General features: G+C 68.8%; 17 protein-coding genes and 1 tRNA gene. 7 read left to right on the top strand and 11 right to left on the bottom strand.

Annotation, left to right across the window (positions count from 1 at the left end; translation table 11 throughout):
• Positions 1 to 153: 153 nt before the first annotated feature.
• From SPR02S_RS37860 to SPR02S_RS37850, 3 genes are read left to right on the top strand one after another with little or no spacing between them, the layout of a single operon-like run.
• The gene (locus SPR02S_RS37860; RefSeq protein WP_026151220.1) at positions 154 to 1,521 is read left to right on the top strand and encodes a pyridoxal phosphate-dependent decarboxylase family protein; all 1,368 of its coding nucleotides are present in this window, start codon (positions 154 to 156) and stop codon (positions 1,519 to 1,521) included.
• On the top strand, positions 1,518 to 2,969 hold the full coding sequence (locus SPR02S_RS37855; RefSeq protein ID WP_019062231.1) for a lysine N(6)-hydroxylase/L-ornithine N(5)-oxygenase family protein: 1,452 nt from the start codon (positions 1,518 to 1,520) through the stop codon (positions 2,967 to 2,969). The genes SPR02S_RS37860 and SPR02S_RS37855 overlap by 4 nt, the downstream gene beginning before the upstream one ends.
• A gap of 50 nt (positions 2,970 to 3,019) precedes the next feature.
• Positions 3,020 to 4,174 carry a GDSL-type esterase/lipase family protein gene (locus tag SPR02S_RS37850; protein WP_019062230.1) on the top strand — a complete coding sequence of 385 codons (1,155 nt, stop codon included), beginning with the start codon at positions 3,020 to 3,022 and terminating at the stop codon, positions 4,172 to 4,174.
• Positions 4,175 to 4,205: 31 nt separating this feature from the next.
• On the opposite strand, the gene SPR02S_RS37845 is transcribed toward SPR02S_RS37850, so the two are convergent.
• Positions 4,206 to 6,011, bottom strand: coding sequence for a bifunctional metallophosphatase/5'-nucleotidase (locus tag SPR02S_RS37845; protein WP_019062229.1), 1,806 nt, complete (start codon positions 6,009 to 6,011; stop codon positions 4,206 to 4,208).
• 138 nt (positions 6,012 to 6,149) lie between these two features.
• Between SPR02S_RS37845 and SPR02S_RS37840 the strand changes: the two genes are divergently transcribed.
• Positions 6,150 to 6,866, top strand: a complete 717-nt coding sequence (locus tag SPR02S_RS37840; RefSeq protein WP_019062228.1) for an SIMPL domain-containing protein — start codon at positions 6,150 to 6,152, stop codon at positions 6,864 to 6,866.
• Positions 6,867 to 7,024: 158 nt separating this feature from the next.
• Entirely contained in the window at positions 7,025 to 8,461 is a 1,437-nt protein-coding gene (gene pyk, locus SPR02S_RS37835) for a pyruvate kinase (protein WP_026151219.1), read from the top strand.
• A gap of 2 nt (positions 8,462 to 8,463) precedes the next feature.
• Here pyk and SPR02S_RS37830 read toward each other — a convergent pair whose 3' ends face one another.
• On the bottom strand, positions 8,464 to 10,413 hold the full coding sequence (locus SPR02S_RS37830) for an alkyl/aryl-sulfatase (protein WP_026151218.1): 1,950 nt from the start codon (positions 10,411 to 10,413) through the stop codon (positions 8,464 to 8,466).
• A 410-nt stretch (positions 10,414 to 10,823) separates the two neighbouring features.
• Positions 10,824 to 10,896: transfer RNA gene (locus SPR02S_RS37825), tRNA-Leu, on the bottom strand.
• Between the two features lie 104 nt (positions 10,897 to 11,000).
• On the opposite strand from SPR02S_RS37825, the gene SPR02S_RS37820 reads away from it, so the two are divergent.
• A complete protein-coding gene (locus SPR02S_RS37820) occupies positions 11,001 to 11,657 on the top strand; it encodes an ANTAR domain-containing response regulator (RefSeq protein ID WP_019062225.1) in 657 nt (218 codons plus the stop codon).
• Positions 11,658 to 11,762: 105 nt separating this feature from the next.
• On the opposite strand, the gene SPR02S_RS37815 is transcribed toward SPR02S_RS37820, so the two are convergent.
• The 8 genes from SPR02S_RS37815 to SPR02S_RS37780 all read right to left on the bottom strand — a co-directional run bounded on the left by SPR02S_RS37815 (position 11,763) and on the right by SPR02S_RS37780 (position 21,240).
• On the bottom strand, positions 11,763 to 12,479 hold the full coding sequence (locus SPR02S_RS37815; protein WP_019062224.1) for an ABC transporter ATP-binding protein: 717 nt from the start codon (positions 12,477 to 12,479) through the stop codon (positions 11,763 to 11,765).
• The gene (locus tag SPR02S_RS37810) at positions 12,476 to 13,312 is read right to left on the bottom strand and encodes an ABC transporter ATP-binding protein (RefSeq protein ID WP_019062223.1); all 837 of its coding nucleotides are present in this window, start codon (positions 13,310 to 13,312) and stop codon (positions 12,476 to 12,478) included. The genes SPR02S_RS37815 and SPR02S_RS37810 overlap by 4 nt, the downstream gene beginning before the upstream one ends.
• Before the next feature lie 6 nt (positions 13,313 to 13,318).
• Complete coding sequence (locus tag SPR02S_RS37805; RefSeq protein ID WP_019062222.1) at positions 13,319 to 15,118, bottom strand: branched-chain amino acid ABC transporter permease; 1,800 nt, start codon at positions 15,116 to 15,118, stop codon at positions 13,319 to 13,321.
• Between the two features lie 4 nt (positions 15,119 to 15,122).
• A complete protein-coding gene (locus tag SPR02S_RS37800; protein WP_019062221.1) occupies positions 15,123 to 16,052 on the bottom strand; it encodes a branched-chain amino acid ABC transporter permease in 930 nt (309 codons plus the stop codon).
• Positions 16,053 to 16,185: 133 nt separating this feature from the next.
• The gene (locus SPR02S_RS37795; RefSeq protein WP_026151217.1) at positions 16,186 to 17,400 is read right to left on the bottom strand and encodes a branched-chain amino acid ABC transporter substrate-binding protein; all 1,215 of its coding nucleotides are present in this window, start codon (positions 17,398 to 17,400) and stop codon (positions 16,186 to 16,188) included.
• A 225-nt stretch (positions 17,401 to 17,625) separates the two neighbouring features.
• Complete coding sequence (locus tag SPR02S_RS37790; protein WP_019062219.1) at positions 17,626 to 18,297, bottom strand: hypothetical protein; 672 nt, start codon at positions 18,295 to 18,297, stop codon at positions 17,626 to 17,628.
• A 113-nt stretch (positions 18,298 to 18,410) separates the two neighbouring features.
• Positions 18,411 to 18,899 (bottom strand): PaaI family thioesterase, encoded by a 489-nt coding sequence (locus tag SPR02S_RS37785; RefSeq protein ID WP_019062218.1) that lies wholly within the window; start codon positions 18,897 to 18,899, stop codon positions 18,411 to 18,413.
• A gap of 61 nt (positions 18,900 to 18,960) precedes the next feature.
• Complete coding sequence (locus SPR02S_RS37780) at positions 18,961 to 21,240, bottom strand: FdhF/YdeP family oxidoreductase (RefSeq protein WP_019062217.1); 2,280 nt, start codon at positions 21,238 to 21,240, stop codon at positions 18,961 to 18,963.
• 488 nt (positions 21,241 to 21,728) lie between these two features.
• On the opposite strand from SPR02S_RS37780, the gene polA reads away from it, so the two are divergent.
• Entirely contained in the window at positions 21,729 to 24,467 is a 2,739-nt protein-coding gene (gene polA, locus SPR02S_RS37775; protein ID WP_019062216.1) for a DNA polymerase I, read from the top strand.
• Positions 24,468 to 25,180 lie beyond the last annotated feature (713 nt).

Here is a 25,180-nt window from a genome sequence, read left to right as displayed (position 1 = left end):
CGCAGCCCTCAGGGACGGTCACCCAGACTCACCGGCACCCACACCTCGCACGGAACAACACCCTTTCGGGTTCCGATCGTTGTTCTCCCCGGGCGCGTCGACGCAATCGCGTACAAGCTGGAACTCCCCATGCCACGCGCCCCGGAGGACAGCATGAGCAGCGCCCCCCTGGCCTCAGGCCCCGAAGGACCCGACGCCCTGCGGCCGTTGCTCGGCACCGTCCTCGACGCTCTCGGCACCGGCCGCCGGGCCCGCGGCGGCCCGTTCCCCGCGGGCGGCCCCGACGCGGTCGCCGCCCGTATGCGGGACGCCGTAGGGGACGTACTCCCCGACGACGGCGACCCCGACGCCCTGCGCACCCTCGTGCACGCGCTCGCGGAAGGCGCCGCCGACCCCGCGGACCCGCTGTGCGCGGCACACCTGCACTGCCCGCCGCTCGCCGTCGCCACCGCCGCCGACCTCGCCGTCAGCGCGCTCAACCCCTCGCTGGACTCCTGGGACCAGGCCCCCGCCGCCTCCGCCCTCGAAGCCCTCGTCACCCGCACCCTCGCCCACGAGGTCGGCCTCGCCGACGCCCTCGTCACCACCGGCGGCACCGAAGCCAACCAACTCGCCCTGCTGCTCGCCCGCGAAGCCAACGGCGGCAGCGTGCAGTTGGTCTGCGGAAGCAACGCCCACCACTCCCTGCCCCGCGCCGCCTGGCTTCTCGGCCTGCCCGACCCCGTCGTCGTCCCCGCGCCCGCCGGCACCCTCGACCCCGCCGCCCTCGACGAGGCCCTCACCGCCCTGCCCGGACCCCGCGGCTCCGTCCTGGTCGCCGCCACCGCCGGCACCACGGACGCCGGACTCATCGACCCGCTGCCCGAGATCGCCGGCCTGTGCGCCGCCCACGGCGCCCGCCTCCACATCGACGCCGCCTACGGCGGAGGCCTCACCTTCAGCGACCGCCACCGCGACAAACTCGCCGGCCTCGACCGCGCCCACACCGTCACCCTCGACCTGCACAAACTCGGCTGGCAGCCCGTCGCCGCCGGCCTCCTCGCCGTACGCCACCCCCGCGACCTCGCCGCCCTCACCCAGCGCGCCGACTACCTCAACGCCGACGACGACACCGAAGCGGGCCTCCCCGACCTCCTCGGCCGCTCGATGCGCACCACCCGACGCCCCGACGTCCTCAAACTCGCCGTCACCCTGAAAACCCTCGGCCGCACCGGACTCGGCACCCTCGTCGACCAAGTCTGCGCCCGGGCACGGGAGTTCGCCGCCATGGTCCACAACCACCCCGGCTTCGAGCTCTACGACCCACCCGTCATCAGCACCGTCCTCTTCCGGCCCGCCGAGGCCACCGACGACGCCGTGGCCGCCGTACGCCGCCAACTCCTCACCGACGGACGGGCCGTCCTCGGCCGGGCCGCGCTCGACGGCCGGCTCTGGCTCAAGGCCACCCTCCTCAACCCCCACACCCGGCCCGACGACCTGGCCGCCCTCCTGAAACTGGTGGAAGGAAACACCCCCCGATGAGCCACCCCCCGACGGGTCACCCCCAGACCCCCAACCCCCCACGCCACGAACCCGATCCACCCCGCGATCTGGTCGGCATCGGCATCGGACCGTCCAACCTCTCCCTCGCGGCCCTCGCCCACCCCCTCACCGAACTCGACACCGCCTTCTACGAACAGCGCCCCGGCTTCGACTGGCACCCCGGCCTGCTCATCGACGGCGCGACCGTCCAAGTCCCGTTCCTGGCCGACCTGGTGACCCTCGCCGACCCCGCCAGCCCCTGGTCCTTCCTCAACTACCTGCGGGCCCGCGACCGGCTCTTCCCCTTCTACTTCGCCGAGCGCTTCCACATCCAGCGCGCCGAGTACGACGCCTACTGCCGCTGGGTCGCGGACAGCCTCCCCGGACTCCACTTCGGCCACCAGGTCGACGCCGTCCGCTTCAACCCCGAACGCGACGTGTTCGAGGTCGACTTCACCCAGCTCGACAGCGATGGGGAAGCGGAGGCCCTCGGGCGGACGTACACCAAGAACATCGTCCTCGGCGTCGGCACCGCCCCCTACGTCCCCGACCCGCTCAAGCCCCTCGTCGAGGCCCCCGGCGTCCCCGTCATCCACGCCGCCGACTACCTCGCCCACCGCGAAACGTTTCTCGCCGCCGAGCACATCACCGTCATCGGCTCGGGACAGACCGGCGCAGAGGTCTTCCTCGACCTGCTCCGCCACCGCCCCGCGGGACACGAGAAGCTCCACTGGATCGGCCGCAGCGAGGCGTTCGCGCCCATGGAGTACTCCAAGCTCGGCCTGGAGCACTTCACCCCCGACTACACCCGCTACTTCCACGCCCTCGCCGAACCCGTCCGCGACCGCCTCGTCACCTCGCAGTGGCAACTCCACAAGGGCATCGACGCGGACACCATCGCCGCCATCCACGACGAGCTCTACCGCCGTACCCTGCACGGCGGTTGGCCCGACGCCGTCCTCACCCCCGGCGTCCGCGTCCGCACCGCGGGCCGCATCGCGACCACCAAGGTCGAGCTCCACCTGGAACACCTCCAGCAGAACACCCGCTCCCGCCTCACCACCGACGCCGTCGTCCTCGCCACCGGCTACCGCGAACGTCCCCTCGGCCGCATCCTCGCCGGGCTCGACCCCTACCTGCGCCGCGACAGCGCCGAACGCCCGCGCATCGACGACCAGTTCAGGCTCGTGCTCGACCCCTCCGTCACCGGCGCGGGCTGTCACGTCTACGTCCAGAACGCCGAACTCCACACCCACGGCGTCGGCGCCCCCGACCTCGGCCTGGCCGCCTGGCGCAGCGCCACCATCCTCAACTCCCTCACGGGCAAGGAGCCTTACCCCCTCCCCGGCCGAACCGCCTTCACCACCTTCGGACTTGACCCCCAGGTCCAGATCCCCCCGGCCCGCCAGGCCACCCGCACCCTCACCCCCCTCGTCGAAGGAAGGTAAAAAGAAGCCAGGGCCGGAAGAACCTCGACGGCGGCGGCGTTGGGCCCGCCATGACCACCACGACGACCTGGATCGCGGCCCACCGCACCGCCGTCCTGGGGCCCCACGAGGACGTCCAGCTCTTCCCCTCCCGCAGCTTCACCGACCAGACCGTACGACAGCCCCTGCGCCTGGCCGGAGGAGGCGAGGCACTCCGCGTCAGGCTCAGCAACCGCTACGGCACCGCACCCCTGGAGATCGGCGGCGCCCACCTCGCCACCCGCACCCGCGGCAGCGGTATCGCCCCCGCGACCGACATCCCGCTGACCTTCTCCGGCACCGCGACCGCCACGATCCCCGCCGGTGAGGAACTCGTCAGCGACCCGGTCCACCAGCCGTTCAGCGCCGGGCAGGAGCTGGCCCTCAGCCTCCATCTCCCGGGCGACACCGGACCGACCACCTTCTCACCGGTCGCCCACGACATCGGGCACGCCGCACCCGGCAGCCGACTCGACGCCGAAGTCCTCGACGGCGCCGAGGAGTTCAGCACCGGCCACCTCCTCGCCGGAGTCGACGTCCTGGCCCCCGCCGACACCCGCATCGTCGTCGCCTTCGGCGACTCCTGGATCGAGGGCGCCGCCACCACCCCCGGAGCCGACAACAGCTTCCCGTCCCAACTCGGCCGCCGCCTCGACCGCGGCTGGATCGTCAACCAGGGCCTCTCCGGCAATCGACTGCTCACCGACGGCATCGGCGAACACCTCCTGGCCCGCATAGACCACGACGTCCTCGCCGTCCCCGGCGTCAGCCACGTCCTCGTCCACATCGGGCTCAACGACCTCGGTCTGCCCGGTGTCATCGCCCACCCCGAACCCGCCGAAGGCCCCACCGCCGCCGAGTTCATCGCCGGCCTCACCACCCTCGCCGACCGCCTCCACACCGCCGGACTGACCGTCATCGCCTGCACCCTCGGCACCTACCAGGGCGCGACCTACGACGGCTTCGACAGCGCTGCCGGCCAGGCCACCCGCGCGGAGATCAACGCCTGGCTCCTCGGCGACGACCACCCCTTCGACGCCGTCGCCGACACCGCCGCCGCCGTCGCGGACCCCGCTCAACCCGCCCGTATCCGGGCCGAGTTCAATGCCGGCGACGGCCTCCACGTCAACGACGCCGGCGCGAAAGCCCTCGCCGACGCCGTGGACACAACCCTGTTCAAGCTCTAGAACACCGCGTGCTTCAGAAGACCGGGATGCTTCAGAAAACCGGCGTGCCGTTCCGCGTCAACTTCCAGTCCACCGAGGCGAAGCCGGCCGGATCCAGCACACCCTTCGCGGTCGCCCACTCCGCGATCCGCGTCCGGATCTCCGTCGACTCCGACCACACCTCGGTCGCCGACGCCACATGCGGGAACGCACCGCCGCCGTTCGCCCGGTAGTTGTTCACCGCCAGCACGAACTGCTGCGTGTCGTCCAGCGCCGCACCGTTGTAGGTGAGGTTCTTGATCCGCGAACCCGCCGCCTGCGCGATGTCGATGTCGTACGAGAACCCGGACACGTAGTCGTAGTTGTAGTCCGGGCGGCCGTTCGCGTTCGTCAGCTTCTCCGTGTCGATCACCGCGTCCGCCGCCGTCTGCACGAAGTACTCCGCCGAGTACTCCAGGTACGCCCGCACCTGAGCACCCGTCAGCAGCTTCGCGACCAGCGTGTTGTCGTACACGTACAGACCCGACAGATCCCGGATCGTCACGTTGCCCGCCGGGATCTCCGAGGTCCGCGAGAACGGCGACGCCTGCGCGATCACCGGCAGCGACGCGTACGCCGTCCCCACCAACGCCGCCTTCACCACGTCCTCCTGGACCTTGGTGATCAGGTCGATGATCGGGGCGTCCTTGTACCGCGCGTCGACCGTCGTCAGCGTCGCCGTCGCCGTACCGACCACCTGGTTGACGTACTCCACGACCAGCGCGTGCTCGTCCTTCAGCAGCCGCGTGATCTTCGGGTCGTCCGCGACCGTCTTCGCGTCCCGCAGCGACGCCGCCACCGACTCGACGGTCCAACGCCCCTTCTCGAAGACCAACTCGAAGTCGAACACGCTCAACCGCTCGGCGTAGCACAGCGGTTCGGACAGCACGACCGTCTTGCCCGTCGCCGTGTTCGTGACCTTCAACTCCGGGATCTCCACGTGCGCGTGGCCCACGAGAATCGCGTCGATCCCCGGCACCTGCTGCGCGACGAGCGCCGCCGAGTTCTCCACGTACGGCAGCTGGTCACCGTACGACGACGTCCCCGACGACCCGGAGTGCGCCGACACGACGACGACATCCGCCCCCATCGACCTGAGCTTCGGCACCCACTTCGCCGCCTGCTCCTCAAGCCCCGGGAACGTCAACTTCCCCTGCACATACGCCTTGTCCCAGATCGCGATGCCGGGGTTCGTGAGGCCGAGCACCGCCACCTTCACCGGCGGAGCGCCCGGCACCTGGAACTTCTTGATGAAGTACGGCGGGAAGGCGGGCTTCAGCGTCTTCGCGTCCAGCGCGTTCGCCCCGAGCAGCGGGAAGCGGCACTGGTCCTCGAACTTCCGCAGCGTCTCGATGCCGTAGTTGAACTCGTGGTTGCCCAGCGCCGCCGCGTCGTACCCGATCGCGTTCATCGCCTGCGCCATCGGGTGCACCGGGCCGCCCTTGGCGGTGATCGGGTCCACCTTCGCGAAGTAGTACGTCAGCGGGGTGCCCTGGATCGTGTCGCCCGCGTCCAGCAGCAGCGTGTTCCGCCGCCCCTTCTCCTGGCGGATCTGGTTCACCAGGGTCGACACCCGCGCCAGACCCATCGCGTTGCCCTTGGCGTCGGAGTACTCCGCGTTCTTGAAGTAGTCCCAGTTGAAGACATGCCCGTGCAGGTCCGTCGTGCCCAGCACAGTCAGCGAGTACCGCTTGGGGTGCTTGCCCGGCTTCTTCTGCTCCGCGGCCTGCGCCGCCGGAGCCGCCGCCGCGCCGGCCAGCGCGACCCCGGCGCCCGTCACGGCGGACTTCTTCAGGAACTTCCGGCGGTTCAAGGGCATGTCTGGATCTCCTCGGGAAACGGTCAACAACGCGCGTAGATTCTGACCCGTTTCTTACCTGACGCAACAGCCCCCGCAGGTTTCGATCTGGTGACCACCACAAGCTGTGACCCACCGGTGAATGACACAGTGGGACACATGACCGCGCCCGCAGACGAACCCCAACCCCCCGTCCCCTACGGCACCCCCGACGCCCCCCGCATCGCCGTCCGGGGCGAGGCCCGCCTCGAAGTCGACCCCGAGATCGCCCGCATCGGCATCACCGTCGCCGCCCGCGGCACCGACCGCCGCACCGCCCTCGACGACCTCACCCGCCGCAACGCCACCGTCCTCGACCTGGTCAAGAGCTACGGCGAGGCCGTCGAACGCCTGGAGACCGGCGGCTTCTCCATCACCCCCGAACTCACCAAGCACGGCCGCGGCGAACGCGTCCACCGCTACCACGGCAGGGTCAACGTCACCGCCGAACTCGCCGACTTCACCGCCCTCGGCGAACTCACCACCCGCCTCGCCGACCTCGACCTCACCCGCGTCGACGGCCCCTGGTGGGCCCTGCGCCCCGACTCACCCGTCCACCGCAAGGCCCGCCAGCAAGCAGTCCACGAAGCCGTCCAACGCGCCCGCGAATACGCCGAAGCACTGGGTACGACGCTGGCCGCGCTGGTGGAGCTGGCCGACATCGGCGCCGAGAACGCCCAGACCTACGGCGCCCCCCAGAGCCGTATGCGCTCCATGTCCTTCGCCGCAGGCGGGGGCGAGGACACCACCGCGGCGCCCCTCGACCTGGAACCCCAACGGCAGACCGTCTACGCCCAGGTCAACGCACGCTTCACGATGGCGCCGCCGCGTCTATAAGCCCACCCTTTAGCCCACCCTTTCATTCGACCGTGCGGAACGCTCATCGGAGCACCCCGCCGCACATTCAAGCCTTGTCAATAAGCCTTCACCCAAAGGTTGTTGAGTAGTCATGCACGGCCAATTCCCTACCCATGGGTAAGGTCTAGGCTCAAACCATGCGCCGAGCGAAAATCGTCTGTACCTTGGGCCCCGCAACCGACTCGTACGACCAGATCAAAGCCCTGGTCGAAGCCGGAATGGACGTAGCCCGCTTCAACCTCAGCCACGGCACCCACGCCGAACACGAGGAGCGCTACCAGCGCGTCCGAAAGGCCGCCGAGGAGACCGGCCGCAGCGTCGGAATGCTCGCCGACCTTCAAGGCCCGAAGATCCGACTCGGCCACTTCACCGAAGGCCCCGTACTCCTTGAACGCGGAGACACCTTCACCATCACCGTCGAAGAAGGCGCGGCAGGCGACCGCCAGTCCTGCGGCACGACCTACGCCGGCCTCGCCACCGACGTCACCCCCGGCGAACGCGTCCTCGTCGACGACGGCAAGGTCTGCCTCGAAGTCACCTCCGTCGACGGCCCCCGCGTCCACACCGAGGTCGTCGAAGGCGGCATGATCTCCGACCACAAGGGCCTCAACCTCCCCGGAGTCGCCGTCTCGGTCCCCGCCCTCTCCGACAAGGACGAGGACGACCTCCGCTGGGCCCTGCGCGCGGGCTTCGACGTGATCGCGCTGTCCTTCGTCCGCAGCGGCAAGGACATCGACGAGGTCCACCGCATCATGGACGAGGAGGGCCACCGCCTCCCCGTCATCGCCAAGGTCGAAAAGCCCCAGGCGGTCGAGGCCATCGACGACATCGTCGCCGCCTTCGACGGCATCATGGTGGCCCGCGGCGACCTGGGCGTGGAGATGCCCCTCGAACAGGTCCCGATCGTCCAGAAGCGCGCGATCAAACTGGCCAAGCGCAACGCCAAGCCGGTCATCGTCGCCACCCAGATGCTCGACTCGATGATCGAGAACTCCCGCCCGACCAGGGCGGAAGCCTCGGATGTGGCGAACGCCGTGATCGACGGCACGGACGCGGTGATGCTGTCCGGCGAGACCAGCGTCGGCAAGTACCCCATCGCCACCGTCACCACCATGGCCCGCATCATCGAGGCCGCCGAGGAAGACATCCTCGCCAAGGGCCTGCCCCCGCTGACCGAGCGCAACAAGCCCCGCACCCAGGGCGGCGCCGTCGCCCGAGCCGCCGCCGAGATGGGCGACTTCCTCGGCGCGAAGTACCTCGTCGCCTTCACCCAGTCCGGTGACACGGTCCGCCGCCTCTCCCGCTACCGCTCGCCGATCCCGGTCATGGCCTTCACCCCGGACCCGGCCACCCGCGCCCAACTCAACCTCACCTGGGGCGTGGAGACGATCCTCGGCCCCCACGTCGACTCCACCGACGCGATGGTGGACCAGGTCGACGAACTCCTCCTCAAGCACGGCCGCTGCGAGAAGGGCGACATCGTCGTCATCACGGCGGGTTCCCCGCCCGGAGTGGCCGGCTCGACGAACCTCGTCCGTGTGCACCACGTGGGCGAGGACGACAGCCCCAAGTAGGCTTAGGCGGCGACAAGTTGCGCCCACGGCGTGACGATCGCGAAGTCCGCCGTAGGCGTCACGAGCACCGAGAACAACGCGGTCAGCGACGTGACGTCCCCGGACACCTGAATCGCCCCCAACCCCTTCCCGGCCAACAGCTGCAACAACTGCACCTTGTTCATGGTGAGCGTCAGCCCGGCGGAGGGGTTGGGTGAGGCACCCGACGTACGCGTCAACACACCGTGCTTCAGCCGTAGATGCCAGTACGTGGCCTGCCCCGGCAGATACCAGTCCATGGCCAGGTCGAGATCCCACGCCTTCGGCCCGTCGACCCGCACGGACATGGCATCGATGAGCTGATCGACGGAGAGAGCCGCTTTCACATCGGTACTGTCGGAAGTCGCCGAAGGCGGTTTCACCCCCTTCCGCAACTCCATCGCACCCGTGAGACAGAAGTTCCGCCAGACCGCGTTCTCCGTCGTGTACGCCAGCTTTTCGTAGACCTGGGCGAGGAGTTGCCTGGGTTTCTTCCGATCGGGCTCGGCGAATACGCAATGGTTGAGAAGAGTGGCGGCGAACCGGAGATCTCCGTCGCGGACGAATTCACGTGCTTTCGACACGGCGAGGGTGATGCCGCCCAACGCCTTGACGTATCGCTTCGCCTCGGCAACCGGCGGATGTTCCCAGAGATGAGCCGGATTGGCGTCGAACCAGCCCATGTAGCGCTGGTAAATACCTTTCACGTTATGGCTGATGGACCCGTAATAACCCCGGTTCGCCCACACCTCCGCGAGCGCGGGCGGCAGTTGGAACTCCGCCGCGATTTCGCGCACCGTGAGACCGGAGTTGAGCATTCGCAGGGTCTGGTCATGCATGTACGCGTACAGATCCCGCTGCGCTTCGAGCAGGGCGACGATCTCGTCGTTCCCCCAGGTCGGCCAGTGGTGCGACGCGAAGGCGACGTCGACCCGACCGCCGTAGAGCCCGATCGACTCCGTCAGATACGCCGCCCACTCCTTCGCGTCCCGGACCTGGGCGCCGCGCAGCGTGATGATGTTGTGCATCGTGTGCGTGGCGTTCTCGGCCATGCACACGGCCCGGAGATCGGGGAACAGGAAGTTCATCTCGGCGGGCGCCTCCGTCCCCGGCGTCAGCTGGAACTCCATGACGACACCGTCGACGGTGAGCCGTTGCCCGGTGGCCGAGACGTACCGGGTGGGTTCGAGGAGCCCGATGGTCCCGGTGGAGATGTTCTGCCCGAGCCCGCAACCGACGTGCGCGGCAGGGCCCTTGGGGAGTTGGGCGCCGTACATGTAGACGGACCGGCGGGTCATCGCCGTGCCCGCGTATACGTTCTCGGAGACGGCGTGCTCCATGAAACCCTCAGGGGCGATGATCGGCACGTCACCGGCGCCGTTCGGGAGGACGCCTCGGCAGCCGCCGTAGTGGTCGACGTGCGGGTGCGTGTAGATGAGGCCGGTCACTTCTTTGTCGGCGACGTGGTCGCGGTACAACTTGAGCGCCGCGGCGGCGGTTTCGGCTGAGATCAGGGGGTCGATCACGATGACACCGGTGTCGCCCTCCACGATCGTCATGTTGGAGAGGTCGAGTCCGCGGACCTGATAGATCCGGTCGGTGACCTTGAACAGCCCCTGTTTCCGGGTGAGTTGAGACATACGCCAGAGACTCGCGTCGGCGGTCCTCGGGGCGTTGCCTTTGAGGAAGGCGTAGGCGTCGTTGTCCCAAATGACGTCTCCGGCCGCGTTCTTGGCGACTCCGGGCTTCAGGGCGGCGATGAATCCCTTGTCGGCGGCTGCGAAGTCGTCTTTGTTCGAGAAGTCGATCTCGTCCATGTCTGTGTCGCTCTGCTCCTGGCCGAGGGCTGCGGCGGATTCCGGGCTCATCGCTACGGCAGCCGCGGCGGCACCGGCGGCGGCCGCGACGAAACCTCGTCTGTTCAGGGGTGTCATGCGGTCGAACATCGCGGGTGGGGTTCGGCCCGGTCAACGCCCGCGCGGGGAATTGGGGCAGGTCACAAAGGGGGTGGGGGTGGGTTGTGACGCGTCATGTTGTGGGGTCAGTGTTTGGGGCCCACGTGGGTGTCCATGAGGGCGACTGGGGCTTTGCGGGCGACGGAGATGTCCCTCCTTCTGGAGTGCGAAGACGCCGATGCCGGGGCGCACCTTCGCTATGGCCTCGCGGGACAGTTGGATGAGCCCGGGCCACGCGTCGGCAGACGGTCCGGGGGCCGGGTTCGCGATGCTGAACAGGGGTTCGAGTCGGTCCTGCCAGGAGCGGATCGCGACACGCAGCGAAAAGCGGAGGTTCACGCGAACGTGAACCTCCGCTTTAAATGTTTGCCTTCGATTTGAAGGAAAAGTGCCCCGAGTCGGATTCGAACCGACGCTTGATGGGTTTTGAATCCATTGTCTCTACCGCTGGACTACCGGGGCTTCCTCGGAAACCAAGGTCAACGGTCTCCCGCTGTGCCCCCACCTTATCGCAGCTAGGTAGGCTCTTGTCAGCACTACCCCCGTGCCCTGAACGAGGAGCCCCCGTGACCGCCCCCGAGTCGCCCCAGCCCGTAGACGCGCCCGACGACGACAAGTCGCACGTGCCTCCGCTGACGACCCGTGTCGTCATCGCCGAGGACGAGGCCCTGATTCGGCTCGATCTCAAAGAGATGCTCGAAGAAGAGGGGTACACCGTCGTCGGTGAGGCCGGTGATGGTGAGCAGGCCGTCGAGCTGGCCCGTGAGCACAAGCCCGACCTGGTGATCCTCGACGTGAAGATGCCCAAGCTGGACGGCATCTCCGCGGCCGAGAAGATCGCCGAGGAGGGCATCGCTCCCGTACTGATGCTCACCGCCTTCTCGCAGCGCGACCTCGTCGAGCGGGCGCGGGACGCCGGTGCGATGGCGTACCTCGTGAAGCCCTTCAGCAAGAGTGACGTCGTGCCCGCGATCGAGATGGCCGTTTCGCGCTTCACCGAGCTCAAGCAGTTGGAGCAGGAGGTCGCCGACCTCACGCTGCGGCTGGAGACCCGCAAGCTGGTCGACCGGGCGAAGTCGATTCTCCAGACCGAGTACGGGCTGTCCGAGCCGGCCGCGTTCCGTTGGATCCAGAAGACGTCGATGGACCGTCGGATGTCCATGCAGCAGGTCGCCGAGGCGGTCATCCAGGACGCGGACGAGAAGAAGTCCTCGAAGGGCTGACACCGGCCCATCCACGACGGTACCTACGACGAGGCCCGCGCCCCCGAAGCTGGGGGCGCGGGCCTCGTCGTAGAAAACAACCGGAAGCGACCGGGAGGCGAAGACTCAGTCCTCGCCGAGGTACGCCTTCCGTACCGACTCGTCGTGCAGCAGGTCCTGGCCCGTGCCGGAGAGGACGATGTTGCCGACCTCCATGACGTGGCCCTGGTCGGCGAGCGACAGGGCCGCCTGGGCGTTCTGTTCGACGAGGAGGATCGTCGTGCCGGAGGCCTTGAGCTCCACGATCGTCGCCAGGATCTTCTGCATCATGATCGGCGAGAGACCCATGGACGGTTCGTCCAGCATCAGCAGCTTCGGCTGGGACATGAGCGCGCGGCCCATTGCCAGCATCTGCTGCTCACCGCCGGAGAGGGTTCCCGCGGCCTGCTTCTGGCGCTCTCCCAGGATCGGGAAGAGGTCGTAGGCGCGCTGGATGTCCTTCTCGATGCCTTCCTTGTCCTTGCGGAGGAAGGCGCCGAGCTGGAGGTTCTCGGCGATGGTGAGGCGGGGGAAGATGTGTCGGCCTTCGGGGGAGTGGGCCAGCCCGAGGGAGACGATCTTGTGTGCGGGGACGTTCTTCAGCGGTTTGCCGTCGAAGGTGATGTTGCCGCCGGAGGGCTGCAGCAGGCCGGAGAGGGTGCGCAGGGTGGTCGTCTTGCCGGCGCCGTTGGTGCCGATGAGGGTGACGACCTGGCCGGCCTCGACGCTGAAGGAGATGCCCTTGACGGCTTCGATCTTGCCGTAGGAGACCCTGAGGTCCTCGACCTCTAGCAGTGCGGTCACTGGGCTTCTCCCTTGGTGCTGGTGGTGCTCTCCGCTTCCGCCGCGGGCTGGGTGTCCTCGGGTGTGGGTTCGAAGGGTTCGCCGAGGTAGGCGGCCACGACGCGTTCGTCGGCCTGGACGACGTCGGAGGTGCCTTCGACGAGTTTCTCGCCCTGGACGAGGACGGCGACGCGGTCGCAGAGGTTGAAGATGAAGCGCATGTCGTGCTCGATGACGAGGACGGCGATGCCCTTGTCGCGGATGGCGAAGACCAACTCCTCGGTCGCCCGCGTCTCCTGGGGGTTCATGCCGGCGGTCGGTTCGTCGAGCAGCAGGAGACCCGGCTCGGAGGCCAGGGCGCGTGCGATCTCCAGCTTGCGCTGTTCGCCGTAGGGGAGGTTGCGTGCCAGGTGGTCGCGCTTGTGGGCGAGGCCGATGAACTCCAGGAGTTCCATGGCGCGTTCTTCGCTCGCCTTTTCGGCCCGCTTGAAGCCGGGGCCGCGCAGGAGGGCCGACCAGAGGCCTTCCTTGGTGCGGGTGTGGCGGCCGACCAGCACGTTCTCCAGGACCGTCATGTTGGCGAACAGACGGATGTTCTGGAAGGTGCGGGCGATGCCGGCCTTGGTGACCAGGTGGGGCTTCGGCGGAAGGACCGTGCCCTGGTAGGAGACCGTGCCCTCGGTGGGGACGTAGAGGCCGGTGAGGCAGTTGAAGAAGGTGGTCTTGCCGGCGCCGTTGGGGCCGATGAGGCCTACGATCTCGCCGGCGTTGACGGTGAAGTCGACGGAGCGGACGGCGGTGAGGCCGCCGAAGCGCATGGTGACGTCACGGGCTTCGAGTACAGGTGTCGTCATGGCTCTCTACGCCCCTGCCTTGGTGATGGCCGGTTCGTCGGTCAGGGTCGTGGTGTCCGGTACGTCGAGTTGGCCGGTCTCGTGGAATTCCAGCTGGCGTCGGCGGTTGGGGATGATCCCCTCGGGGCGGAAGCGCATCAGGAGGATGAGCGCGATGCCGAAGGCGAGCAGCGACTTGTCCTGGAGCGCCACGAGCTTCTCCGGGAGCAGGTAGAGCAGGGCCGCGCCGAGGAAGGGTCCGGAGACGGTGCCCATGCCGCCGAGGACGACGGCGGCCAGCAGGAACGCGGAGTTGGGCGGGGCCGCTCCGGCGAACTGGTACGGGTTCGGCACCACGCTGTAGGTGACGTGGGCGCTGACGGTGCCGGCGAGGCCGGCGAGGGTGGCGCCGAGGGCGAACGCGATGAGCTTGACGCGGAAGCCGTTGATGCCCATGGCGGTGGCGGCGGTCTCGTCCTCGCGGATGGCGATCCAGGATCGGCCGATGCGGGAGTCGGAGGCGCGGCGGTAGATCGTGACGACGAGGGCACTGATCAGGACCATGAGCAGGTAGTAGTTGGCGAACCGGCCGATGGTGAATCCGGCGATGTCGTGGTTCTGGCCGAAGTCGAAGCCGAAGAACGACAGGTCGGGGATGGACGGGATGCCGTTGGGGCCGTTGGTGATGTCGGGGCCGGAGACGCCGTCCATGTTGTTGACGGCGATGCGGAAGATCTCTCCGAAGCCGAGGGTCACGATGGCGAGGTAGTCGCCGCGCAGGCGCAGGGTCGGGGCGCCGATGAGGACGCCGAAGACCAGGCTGGCGGCCGCACCGGTGAGGGCGGCGGCCCAGAAGGGGAACTGGACGCCGGAGAACTTGGAGAACTCGGAGCCGGAGACCAGGGCGGCGGTGTAGGCGCCGACACCGAGGAAGGCGACATAGCCGAGGTCGAGGAGTCCGGCGAGGCCGACGACGATGTTGAGGCCGAGGGCGACGGTTCCGAAGATCAGGATGTTGACGCCGAGGTTGGCGTAGTGGTCGTTGGTCTGGGTGAAGGGGAAGCCGATCGCGGCGACGAAGCCCATGGCGAGGGCGAAGCTGCGGTTGTCGGCGGTGAGGCGGCTGAAGCGGTCGAAGAGACCGGCCGTCTGCAGGGCCCAGGCGGTGAAGACGACGACGATGAGGAAGCCGATGAAGAGTTCGTCCTCGGCGTCGATGCCGTAGGCGAAGACCGTGAGGCCGAGGGCGGCGACGATGGTGATGGCAAGTCGCTGGATCCAGGGCGCGGTGGCCTGGGGGGCCGGGACATGGTCGGCCTTGGCGATGTACGCCTTGAGCGCTTCCTTGGTGCTGTCGGTGGCGTCCTGCGGGAAGGCGAGGGCGCCGATGACGGGGAGCAGGGAGGCGACAGCGGCGATGTAGGTGCCGGGTTCCCAGTTGACGATGCCGCCGAGTTCGGCGGCGATCGAGATCACCGTGTACCAGGTGACGGCGAAGCCGCTGAGGGCGGTGAGGACGAGGGGTGCGTTGTTGCGGGCGGGCAGGAGCCAGCCGAGTCCTCGGACGCCGTAGGTGGAGACGGCGAAGAGGGCGGTGATGATGCCCGCGATGAGGGTGAGGACCTGGAGGCCGCCGGGGTAGCCGTTGACGGTGAGGTCGCCGGGGAAGTCGGAGGTCCAGGTCCAGCGCAGGAAGGTGGAGGCGGTGGTGAGGATGCCGCCGGCCAGCAGGAGAGCGCGGGCCGTCGCGAGGGGCAGCGGGATGAGGCCACGCTGTGCCGCGGGGGCGGTGGCCGCTGTCTGAGGGTTCTCGGTCGTCTCGGTCATGTGATCACGCCCTGTCCGCGACGCGTTCGCCGAGCAGGCCTTGTGGCCTGAACAGCAGTACGAGGATGAGGAGACAGAAGGCCCAGACGTTGGCCCAGCCGGATCCGCCGAGCTGCTGCATGCCGGGGATGTGGTTGATGTAGGCGGAGGCGAGGGTCTCGGCGACGCCGAGGACGACTCCGCCGAGCATGGCGCCGTAGATGTTGCCGATGCCGCCCATGACGGCCGCGGTGAAGGCCTTGAGGCCCATCAGGAAGCCCATGCGGTAGCCGATGTTGCCGTACTTCAGGCCGTAGGAGACGGCTGCTACGGCGGCGAAGAAGCCGCCGATGGCGAAGGCTATGACGATGATGCGGTTGGTGTCGATGCCCATGAGCTGGGAGGTGTCCGGGTCCTGGGCGGTGGCCTGCATGGCGCGGCCGGTGCGGCTCTTGCGGACGAACCAGGCGAGACCGGACATGCAGACGATGGCGGCCACCACGAGGAAGATGTCGGCGTCGGTGATGGTGACCGAGCCGATGTCGTGGCTGCCGTCGAGGCTGGGGAAGGAGCGGTCCTTGTCGGCGCCCGGGTAGAAGTTCCGGACGACTTCCTGGAGCGCCAGTGAGAGGCCGATGGCGGTGATGAGGGGCGCCAGCCGTGGTGCTTGCCGCAGGGGGCGGTAGGCGAATCGTTCGGCCCCTACCGCGACGAGGACGGAGACGATTCCGCCGCCGATCAGCATGAGTGGTACCGCGACCACCATCGAGGTGCCGTCGGGCAGGATGTAGGCGTAGACCGTGAGGGCGCCGAAGGCGCCGGTCATGAAGATCTCGCCGTGCGCGAAGTTGATGAGCTGGACGATGCCGTACACCATCGTGTAGCCGATGGCGATCAGCCCGTACATCGAGCCGAGGAGCAGCCCGTTGGCCAGCTGCTGCGGCAGGGTGTTCACCGCGTGGCCTCCATTGTCGCTGGTGGTCGTGTGCACAGATCGCGTGCCTGGGGGTGGGGGGGTGTGACAACGGGCCGCGCGGTCGGGATCCTCCTTCCGCGCGGCCCGTGGTGCGGTGGTGCTGTGGCTGGGATCAGCCGGTGAAGGTACCGGTCTTCACGGCCTTCCAGGCGCCGTTGGTGACCTGGTAGACGGTGAGCTGCTTGTTGCCGGTGTCGCCGTACTGGTCGAAGGTGACCTTGCCGGTGATGCCTTCGAAGTCGGACTTCTGTACGGCGTCGACGACCTTGGAGCGGAGGTCGTTGCTGTCGGGCAGCTTGCCGTCGTTGGCGTCCTTGACGGCCTTCACGGCCTTGATGATGGCGGAGGCGGCGTCGTAGGAGTAGCCGCCGTAGGCGCCGTAGTCACCCTTGTAGCCCTTGGCCTTGTAGGTGGAGACGAAGGCCTTGGCGGCGGGCAGGGTGTCGACGGGGACGCCGACGGAGGTGGCGAGGTCGCCTTCGGCGGCCTTGCCGGCGGTCTGGATGTACGTGGTGGCGTACATGCCGTCACCGCCGAACAGCGGGATCTTGACGCCGGCTGCCTTGAGCTGCTTGGTGATCTTCTCCGACTCGTCGTACTGGCCGCCGTAGTAGACCAGGTCGGCGCCGGAGTTCTTGATCTTGGTGACGAGCGAGCTGAAGTCGGTGTCGCCGGTGTTGACGTGGTCGGTACCGGCGATGGTGCCGCCGAGCTTCTTGAAGCCGCTGTTGAAGATCCCGGCCAGGCCGGCGCCATAGGTCTGCTTGTCGTCGACGACGTAGGCCTTCTTCTTCTTGAGGCCGTTGAACGCGTAGTCGGCGGCGAAGCCACCCTGGAGGGCGTCGGTGGTGGCGGTACGGAAGTACGTCTTGTACGGCCGCGTCTTGGTGGTCGCCCAGTTCTTGCCCTGGGTGAGGCTGGGGTCGGTGTTCGAGGGGGAGATCTCGACCATGTTGGCCGAGGCGAACACCTTCTGCATGGAGAGCGCGACGCCGGAGTTCAGCGGGCCGACGGCGCCGACGACGCTGCTGTCGCCGGTGAAGGCGGTGGCGTTGGACTGGCCGGTGGCGGGCTGCGCCTTGTCGTCCAGGGCCTTGACCTTGAACTTGACGCCGGGGACCCAGTTGTTCTTGTTGGCGTCGTCCACGGCGATCTGGACGCCGTACTGGATGCCGAGACCGGTGGTGGAGTTCTCACCGGACAGCGGGGCGTCGACGCCGATGGTCAGGGTGGTCGACCCGCTGTCACTTTTGCTACCGCTGTCCCGGGAGCCGCAGGCGGTGAGGGTCAGAGCTCCGGTCGTGAGAACGGAGGTCAGTATCACCAAAGAACGCTGTCGCACAATCAGTCCTTTCCGCAGGCACAGTCGCCCCCGTTTGGAGCGGCAAGGTGCTGCGCTGGTACCCAACTCCCGATGGAGCGGTGACTGGCCGTGACTCTAAGCCCGGTCTGTGGGCATGGGCATCGTCGTGAGCTGGCTTGTGACTTTCTTGTTATGACGTGCAGGTTGGCGGGGATCGTGGAGGGTGGGTCTCGGCCGGTTTGGCGGAGTTCAGTTTCGGTCCACATTTTGAGAACCTGCACTTCCGCTTGGCCGTGGGCCTGGCCTGGCCTTTGTCGTGCCGCAGGCCCTGTGGAGGAGCTGAGAAAGGTCGTTGGAGTAGGCGCTGCCGAAGATGAAACTGTGGTGTTGTATTGCGCGCGTGTTACGCAGCGTTACGTCCAGAAAGGCTAGGTCCGCATTCAGGGGCAGTCCCGAACAGTCGGAAACCGAAATCTCCACCGTTACGCGGCGGGTCGCTCCGGTGCGGACGGTGAAGGAAGGATCGGGGACGGCCTGGGCGGTGAGCCCGTCGAAGGCGGCGCCGATGACCCTTATGGCGACGGGAGGTCCGCTTTCCACGGTGACCGCGAAGCGGAAGAAGCCGGTCGTGGTGGGGGTGTCGGTGGTCTGGGCGAGCCCGGTGTAGCGCCATTCGGTGATGTTCGCGGGCCACGGGACGGGTGGGGTCGGCTCGTCCTGCCGCCCGTCGTGGAAGGGCGGCAGGAGGACGGCTCCGACGGCGACGGCGGTGACCGTGCCCGCAGTGAGCACGGCCCTGCGGGTGCGCTGCGGCAGGGTGTGCCAATGGTCCGTCAGGCGGGGCGAGTCGCCCCCGATGACGTCACAACTCCCGTCGATCTCCGGTGAGTCGACGGATTCGACGGGCCCGATACCGCTCATGCCGGCAGCCTCATGGGGAAACGGTAGGGGAGCGGACGGGGGTGCGGAAGACGGGGTCAAGATCCTCCGGTTCAAGGCCGGTTCAGGCCCGGTTCGCAGCGTGGGAGGAGCTGTCAGCCGGTGGTGTTCGCGGGGATGGGGTCGCCCGGCCGCACGTCCCGCAGCATGCACGTCAGCCGCGCGGTGCACACCCGTCGCCCGTCCTCGTCACTGATCACGATCTCGTACGTCGCCGTCGAGCGGCCCCGGTGCACGGGCGTGGCGACGCCGGTGACGAGGCCGGAGCGGGCGCCGCGGTGGTGGGTGCAGTTCAGGTCGACGCCGACGGCGAGCTTCGTGCTGCCGCCGTGCAGCATCGACCCGAGCGAGCCGAGGGTCTCGGCTAGGACGGCGGAGGCGCCGCCGTGCAGCAGCCCGTACGGCTGGGTGTTGCCCTCGACGGGCATGGTGCCGACGACGCGCTCGGCGGACGCCTCGACGATCTCCACGCCCATCCTGGTGCCGAGGTGCCCCGCGGAGAAGAGGGCTACCAGGTCGATGCCGAGAGCCGAGTACTCGTCGATGACGTCCTGCGGGAACTTCCCGTGCTGCTGCTCGCCCATGGGGCCGACTCCGTTCGTCCTACGCCTGGCTGATGCACCTGACCGACGGCTGAGCGAACGCTCAGTCGGTGCTCGATTGTTCCAGACGTACGACGACGGACTTGCTGGCCGGGGTGTTACTGGTGTCGGCGGTGGCGTCCAGGGGGACCAGGACGTTGGTCTCGGGGTAGTAGGCGGCGGCGCAGCCCCGCGCGGTCGGATAGTGCACGACCCGGAAACCGGGCGCCCGCCGCTCCACCCCGTCCTTCCACTCGCCGACCAGATCGACGTACGACCCGTCGGCGATCCCCAGCCGGGCGGCGTCGTCGGGGTGGACCATGACGACCCGGCGGCCGTTCTTGATGCCCCGGTAGCGGTCGTCGAGGCCGTAGATCGTGGTGTTGTACTGGTCGTGCGAGCGCAGTGTCTGCAACAGCAGGCGCCCTTCGGGCAGTTCGGGGTATTCGACGGGTGCGGCGGTGAAGTTGGCCTTGCCGGTGGTGGTCGGGAAGCGGCGTTCGTCGCGCGGGGCGTGCGGGAGGGCGAAGCCTCCGGGGTGCGCGACACGCTTGTTGAAGTCCTGGAAGCCGGGGATCACGCGCGCGATGCGGTCGCGGATCGTCGCGTAGTCCTTCTCGAACTCCTCCCAGGGCGTGCGGGACGCGGCGCCGAGGACACGGCGGGCGAGGCGGGCGACGATGGCCGGCTCGGACAGCAGGTGCTTGCTCGCGGGCTCCAGGCGGCCGTGCGAGGCGTGCACCATGCCCATGGAGTCCTCGACGGTCACGAACTGCTCGCCGCCGCCCTGGAGATCGCGCTCGGTACGGCCCAGGCAGGGCAGGATCAGGGCACGCGCGCCCGTGACGGCGTGCGAGCGGTTCAGCTTCGTCGACACGTGCACGGTGAGGCTGGCGCGCCGCATGGCGGCTTCGGTGACCTCGGTGTCGGGGGAGGCGGACACGAAGTTGCCGCCCATGGCGAAGAACACCTTCGCGTCGCCGTCGCGCAGGGCGCGGATCGCGGCGACGACGTCGTAGCCGTGCTCGCGCGGCGGGGCGAAGCCGAACTCCTTCTCCAGGGCGTCCAGGAAGGCGGGTGCGGGGCGCTCGAAGATGCCCATCGTGCGGTCGCCCTGCACGTTGCTGTGGCCGCGCACCGGGCACACGCCGGCGCCGGGGCGGCCGATGTTGCCGCGCAGCAGAAGGAAGTTGACGACCTCGCGGATGGTCGGGACGGCGTGCTTGTGCTGGGTGAGGCCCATCGCCCAGCACACGATGGTGCGCTCGGAGGCGAGGACCATCTCCAGGGCCTTCTCGATCTCCGGGCGGGTCAGGCCGGTGGCGAGGAGCGTCTCGTCCCAGTCGGCGTCCCGCGCGGCGGCGGCGAACTCCTCGTAGCCGTGGGTGTGTTCGTCGATGAAGGTCTGGTCGACCGCACCCTCAGTCTCCAGGACGAGCTTGTTCAGGAGGCGGAAGAGGGCCTGGTCGCCGCCGATGCGGATCTGGAGGAACAGGTCGGTGAGGGCGGCGCCCTTGAGCATGCCCTGCGGCGTCTGCGGGTTCTTGAACTTCTCCAGGCCAGCCTCGGGCAGCGGGTTGACGCTGATGATCTTCGCGCCGTTGGCCTTGGCCTTCTCCAGGGCGGAGAGCATGCGCGGGTGGTTGGTGCCCGGGTTCTGGCCGGCGACGACGATCAGGTCGGCCTGGTAGAGGTCCTCCAGCAGGACGCTGCCCTTGCCGATGCCGATCGTCTCGGTCAGCGCCGAACCCGACGACTCGTGGCACATGTTCGAGCAGTCCGGCAAGTTGTTGGTGCCCAGCTCCCGCGCGAACAACTGGTACAGGAACGCGGCCTCGTTGCTGGTGCGGCCCGAGGTGTAGAAGAGCGCCTCGTCCGGGGAGCCGAGGGCGGCGATCTCCTCCGCGACGATGTCGAAGGCACGCTCCCAGGAGACCGGTTCGTAGTGCTCGGCCCCTTCGGGGAGATACATGGGATGCGTCAGACGCCCCTGCTGGCCCAGCCAATACCCGCTGCGGGTCGCGAGATCGGCCACCGGATGGGCCGCGAAGAACTCCGGGGTGACCCGGCGCAGGGTGGCCTCCTCGGCGACCGCCTTCGCGCCGTTCTCACAGAACTCCGCCGCGTGCCGGTGCTCCGGCTCCGGCCAGGCGCAGCCCGGGCAGTCGAAGCCGTCCTTCTGATTGACCCGCAGCAGCGTCAACGCGGTGCGTTTCACGCCCATCTGCTGCTGGGCGATGCGCAACGTGTGCCCGATCGCCGGGAGTCCGGCCGCGGCGTGCTTGGGCTCGGTGACCTGCGGGGCGTCCTGGACCGGATCACCCTTGGGCGGCTTCGTGGCCATCGCGGGCCCTCCTTCGCTGGCACATGTGCACTACATCTCCGATCCTCGCACGGGGCAGTGACAGCGCCGAGGTCGGTTCGCGGGATCTATGGGTTCGGGGGAGGGGTGGGGCGGCGGGTGTGTGAGGGGGGGCGGGGAGAGGAGTGGTGCGGGGCGCGGAGTGGGGTAGGGAGGGAGCGGGGCGGGCTTGTCCGGCTCCTCGCCATTGCGGGTGCCGCTGGTCCGGCGGTTGTCCTACGACCGTTGCCGCGAGGCGACCGGGCTCACCACCTCCGCTCCGCCTTCCGTGGACTCGCCTTCCGCGGACTGCCTCCACCCCCGCCTTGGCATGCGCCTCCGCGCCACGGGCCACGATGAATTCGGCTGGCGCTCCCGCCGTCGCGGCGGCGACTTCCGCCACCCCCGGCGCGAGCCCGCCGTCGCGACCGTGACCTCCGACGCGGTGACCGTGACTCCGACTGTCAGTGGGGCGTGGCAGGATCGGGGTCGTGGCAGAGACAGCATCGAAGAAGACCGACAAGACCTCCGGGAACACCTCCGGCGGAGACCGTCCACGGCTGATGCTGATGGACGGGCACTCGCTTGCGTACCGCGCGTTCTTCGCGCTGCCCGCGGAGAACTTCACGACCGCGACGGGCCAGCCGACGAACGCGATCTACGGCTTCGCGTCGATGCTGGCCAACACCCTGCGCGACGAGGCACCCACGCACTTCGCGGTGGCGTTCGACGTGTCCCGCAAAACCTGGCGCTCCGAGGAGTTCACCGAGTACAAGGCGAACCGTTCCAAGACCCCGGACGAGTTCAAGGGCCAGGTCGAGCTAATCGGCGAGCTGCTCGACACGATGCACGTGTCCCGGTTCGCGGTCGACGGCTTCGAGGCCGACGACGTCATCGCCACGCTCGCCACCCAGGCCGAGGCCGAGGGCTTCGACGTGCTGATCGTCACCGGAGACCGGGACTCGTTCCAGCTGGTGTCCGACCACACCACGGTCCTGTACCCGACGAAGGGCGTCTCCGAGCTGACCCGGTTCACTCCGGAGAAGGTCGTCGAGAAGTACGGGTTGACGCCCGCCCAGTACCCGGACTTCGCTGCGCTGCGCGGCGACCCGTCCGACAACCTCCCGGGCATCCCCGGCGTCGGCGAGAAGACCGCCGCGAAGTGGATCAACCAGTTCGGTTCGTTCACGGAGTTGGTGGAGCGCGTCGACGAGGTCAAGGGCAAGGCCGGGCAGAACCTCCGCGACCACCTGGACGCCGTCAAGCTCAACCGCCGGCTGACCGAGATGGTCAAGGACGTCGAACTGCCCAAGACAGTTCTCGACCTGGAGCGCGCTCCGTACGACCGCACGGCCCTCGCGATGGTTCTCGACACCCTGGAGATCCGCAACCCCTCGCTGCGCGAGCGCCTGCTGGCCGTCGACCCGGGCAACGAGGAGGCCGACGCGACCCCGCCCGCCGAGAGCGGTGTGGCGGTCGACGGCTCGGTCCTCTCCACCGGCGAACTGACCGGCTGGCTCGCCGACTACGGCACCGAGCCCCTCGGCGTCGCCACCGTCGACACCTGGGCGCTCGGCTCCGGTTCGGTGACCGAGGTCGCGCTCGCCACCGCCGGGGGAGCGGCCGCCTGGTTCGACCCCGCCGAGCTGGACGAGAGCGACGAGAACGCGTTCGCGGCCTGGCTGTCCGACGCCGACCGCCCCAAGGTGTTCCACAACGCCAAGGGCGCGATGCGGGTCTTCGCCGAGCACGGCTGGACGATCGCCGGCATCTCCATGGACACCGCGCTCGCCGCCTACCTGGTCAAGCCCGGCCGCCGCTCCTTCGACCTGGACGCACTCTCCCTGGAGTACCTCGGCCGCGAACTTGCCCCCGCCGCCACGGCCGACGGCCAGCTCGCGTTCGGCGCGGACGACGGCGCCGAGGCGGACGCCCTGATGGTGCAGGCCCGCGCGATCCTCGACCTGGGCGACGCCTTCGGGGAGCGCCTCCAGGAGGTCGGCGCGGCGGACCTGCTCCGCGACATGGAGCTGCCCACGTCGATCCTGCTGGCCCGCCTGGAGCGGTCCGGCATCGCGGCCGACAAGGCGCACCTGGAGGCCATGGAGCAGATGTTCGCCGGTGCCGTGCAGCAGGCGGTGAAGGAGGCGCACGCGGCGGCGGGGCACGAGTTCAACCTCGGCTCGCCCAAGCAGCTCCAGGAGGTCCTCTTCGGCGAACTGGGCCTGCCCAAAACAAAGAAGACGAAGACCGGCTACACGACGGACGCGGACGCCCTGGCCTGGCTGGCCAACCAGACCGAGAACGAACTGCCGGTCATCATGCTCCGCCACCGCGAACAGGCGAAGCTGCGCGTCACCGTAGAGGGCCTGATCAAGACGATCGCGACGGACGGCCGCATCCACACCACGTTCAACCAGACAGTGGCGGCGACGGGTCGCCTCTCCTCGACGGACCCGAACCTGCAGAACATCCCGGTCCGCACGGACGAGGGCAGGGCGATCCGCCGTGGCTTCGTGGTGGGTGAAGGCTACGAGTCCCTGATGACCGCGGACTACAGCCAGATCGAGCTCCGTGTGATGGCCCATCTCTCCGAGGACGAGGGCCTGTTGGAGGCGTTCACCTCGGGCGAGGACCTGCACACCACGGTCGCCTCCCAGGTGTTCTCGGTCGAGGGTTCCGCGGTCGACGCGGAGATGCGCCGCAAGATCAAGGCGATGTCGTACGGCCTCGCCTACGGCCTGTCCGCCTTCGGCCTCTCCCAGCAGCTGAACATCGACGCGGGCGAGGCACGGGTCCTGATGGACACGTACTTCGAGCGCTTCGGCGGCGTCCGGGACTATCTGCGCCGCGCGGTCGACGAGGCACGGGCGACGGGCTACACGGCGACCCTCTTCGGCCGCCGCCGCTACCTCCCCGACCTCAACAGCGACAACCGCCAACGCCGCGAGGCCGCCGAGCGCATGGCGCTCAACGCCCCCATCCAGGGCACCGCGGCGGACATCGTCAAGATGGCCATGCTCAAGGTCGACACCGCCCTCCGCGAGGCCGACCTCAAGTCCCGCATGCTCCTCCAGGTCCACGACGAAATCGTCCTGGAGATCGCCCCTGGGGAACGGGCGGCGACGGAGGAACTCGTCCGCCACGCGATGGCCGGCGCGGTCCACCTCCGGGCACCACTGGACGTCTCGGTGGGCGTGGGGCCGGACTGGGAGTCGGCCGCGCACTAGCCTCCGGCGGTTGGGCGGGGGATGTGCGGGGGTTTCAGTGGTCGGCGGTGGGGGTGAGTCGGCTGGGGTGGGGTGGTGGGTGGGGCTGGTCGTCTCCCGCGCGGGTGCCGGCGGGGGTGGGGCGGCTGGTCCTCTCCCGTCCGTGTGCCGGCCGGGGTGCGCGGTGGGGGAAGGTCGTCTCCCGTCCGTGTGCCGGCCGGGTGGGGTGGTAGACGTAGCTGTCTCTCAGCCGTGTGTCGGCTCGGGTGGCGTGGTGGGGGTAGCTCGTCTCCTGCGCCTCCCTACCTCACGACGTGCCTGCTGACGTTGCCTCGCAACTGGTTCGTTGACCTGACCTGCACGGAAACTCCGTTGCGACGCCGTGAACACCCGCTGGTGCCGCCTCGCCTTCCCCGGTTCACTGACTGGGCCCGCACGAAACCACGCCGCGAACACCCACTGCGGCGCAGCAGCCGGTACCCGCACTGCCCCGCCGGTAGCGCACCGCCCCCGCCGCTTTCGCAGCCCCGCCGGGCCCTTCGATCCGACCCGCACAAATTCCCGCCGCAACGGCGAGCACCCACCACAACCCATCCCGGCGGTGCCGAGCCCACCCCAACCCTCCTCGTGCCGCCCGCAGGGCACCCGCACCGCTTCCCACTCCAGCTGGCGCGCCCCCGCCCCTGTCGGGCCGCCCGCAAGGCACCGCACCGCCTTCCCACCCCGGCCAGCGG

Source organism: Streptomyces prunicolor NBRC 13075, from assembly GCF_000367365.1.
Lineage (GTDB): Bacteria > Actinomycetota > Actinomycetes > Streptomycetales > Streptomycetaceae > Streptomyces > Streptomyces prunicolor.
Note: the sequence above shows the minus strand (reverse complement) of the source record. Positions and strands in the feature narration are given on the sequence as shown.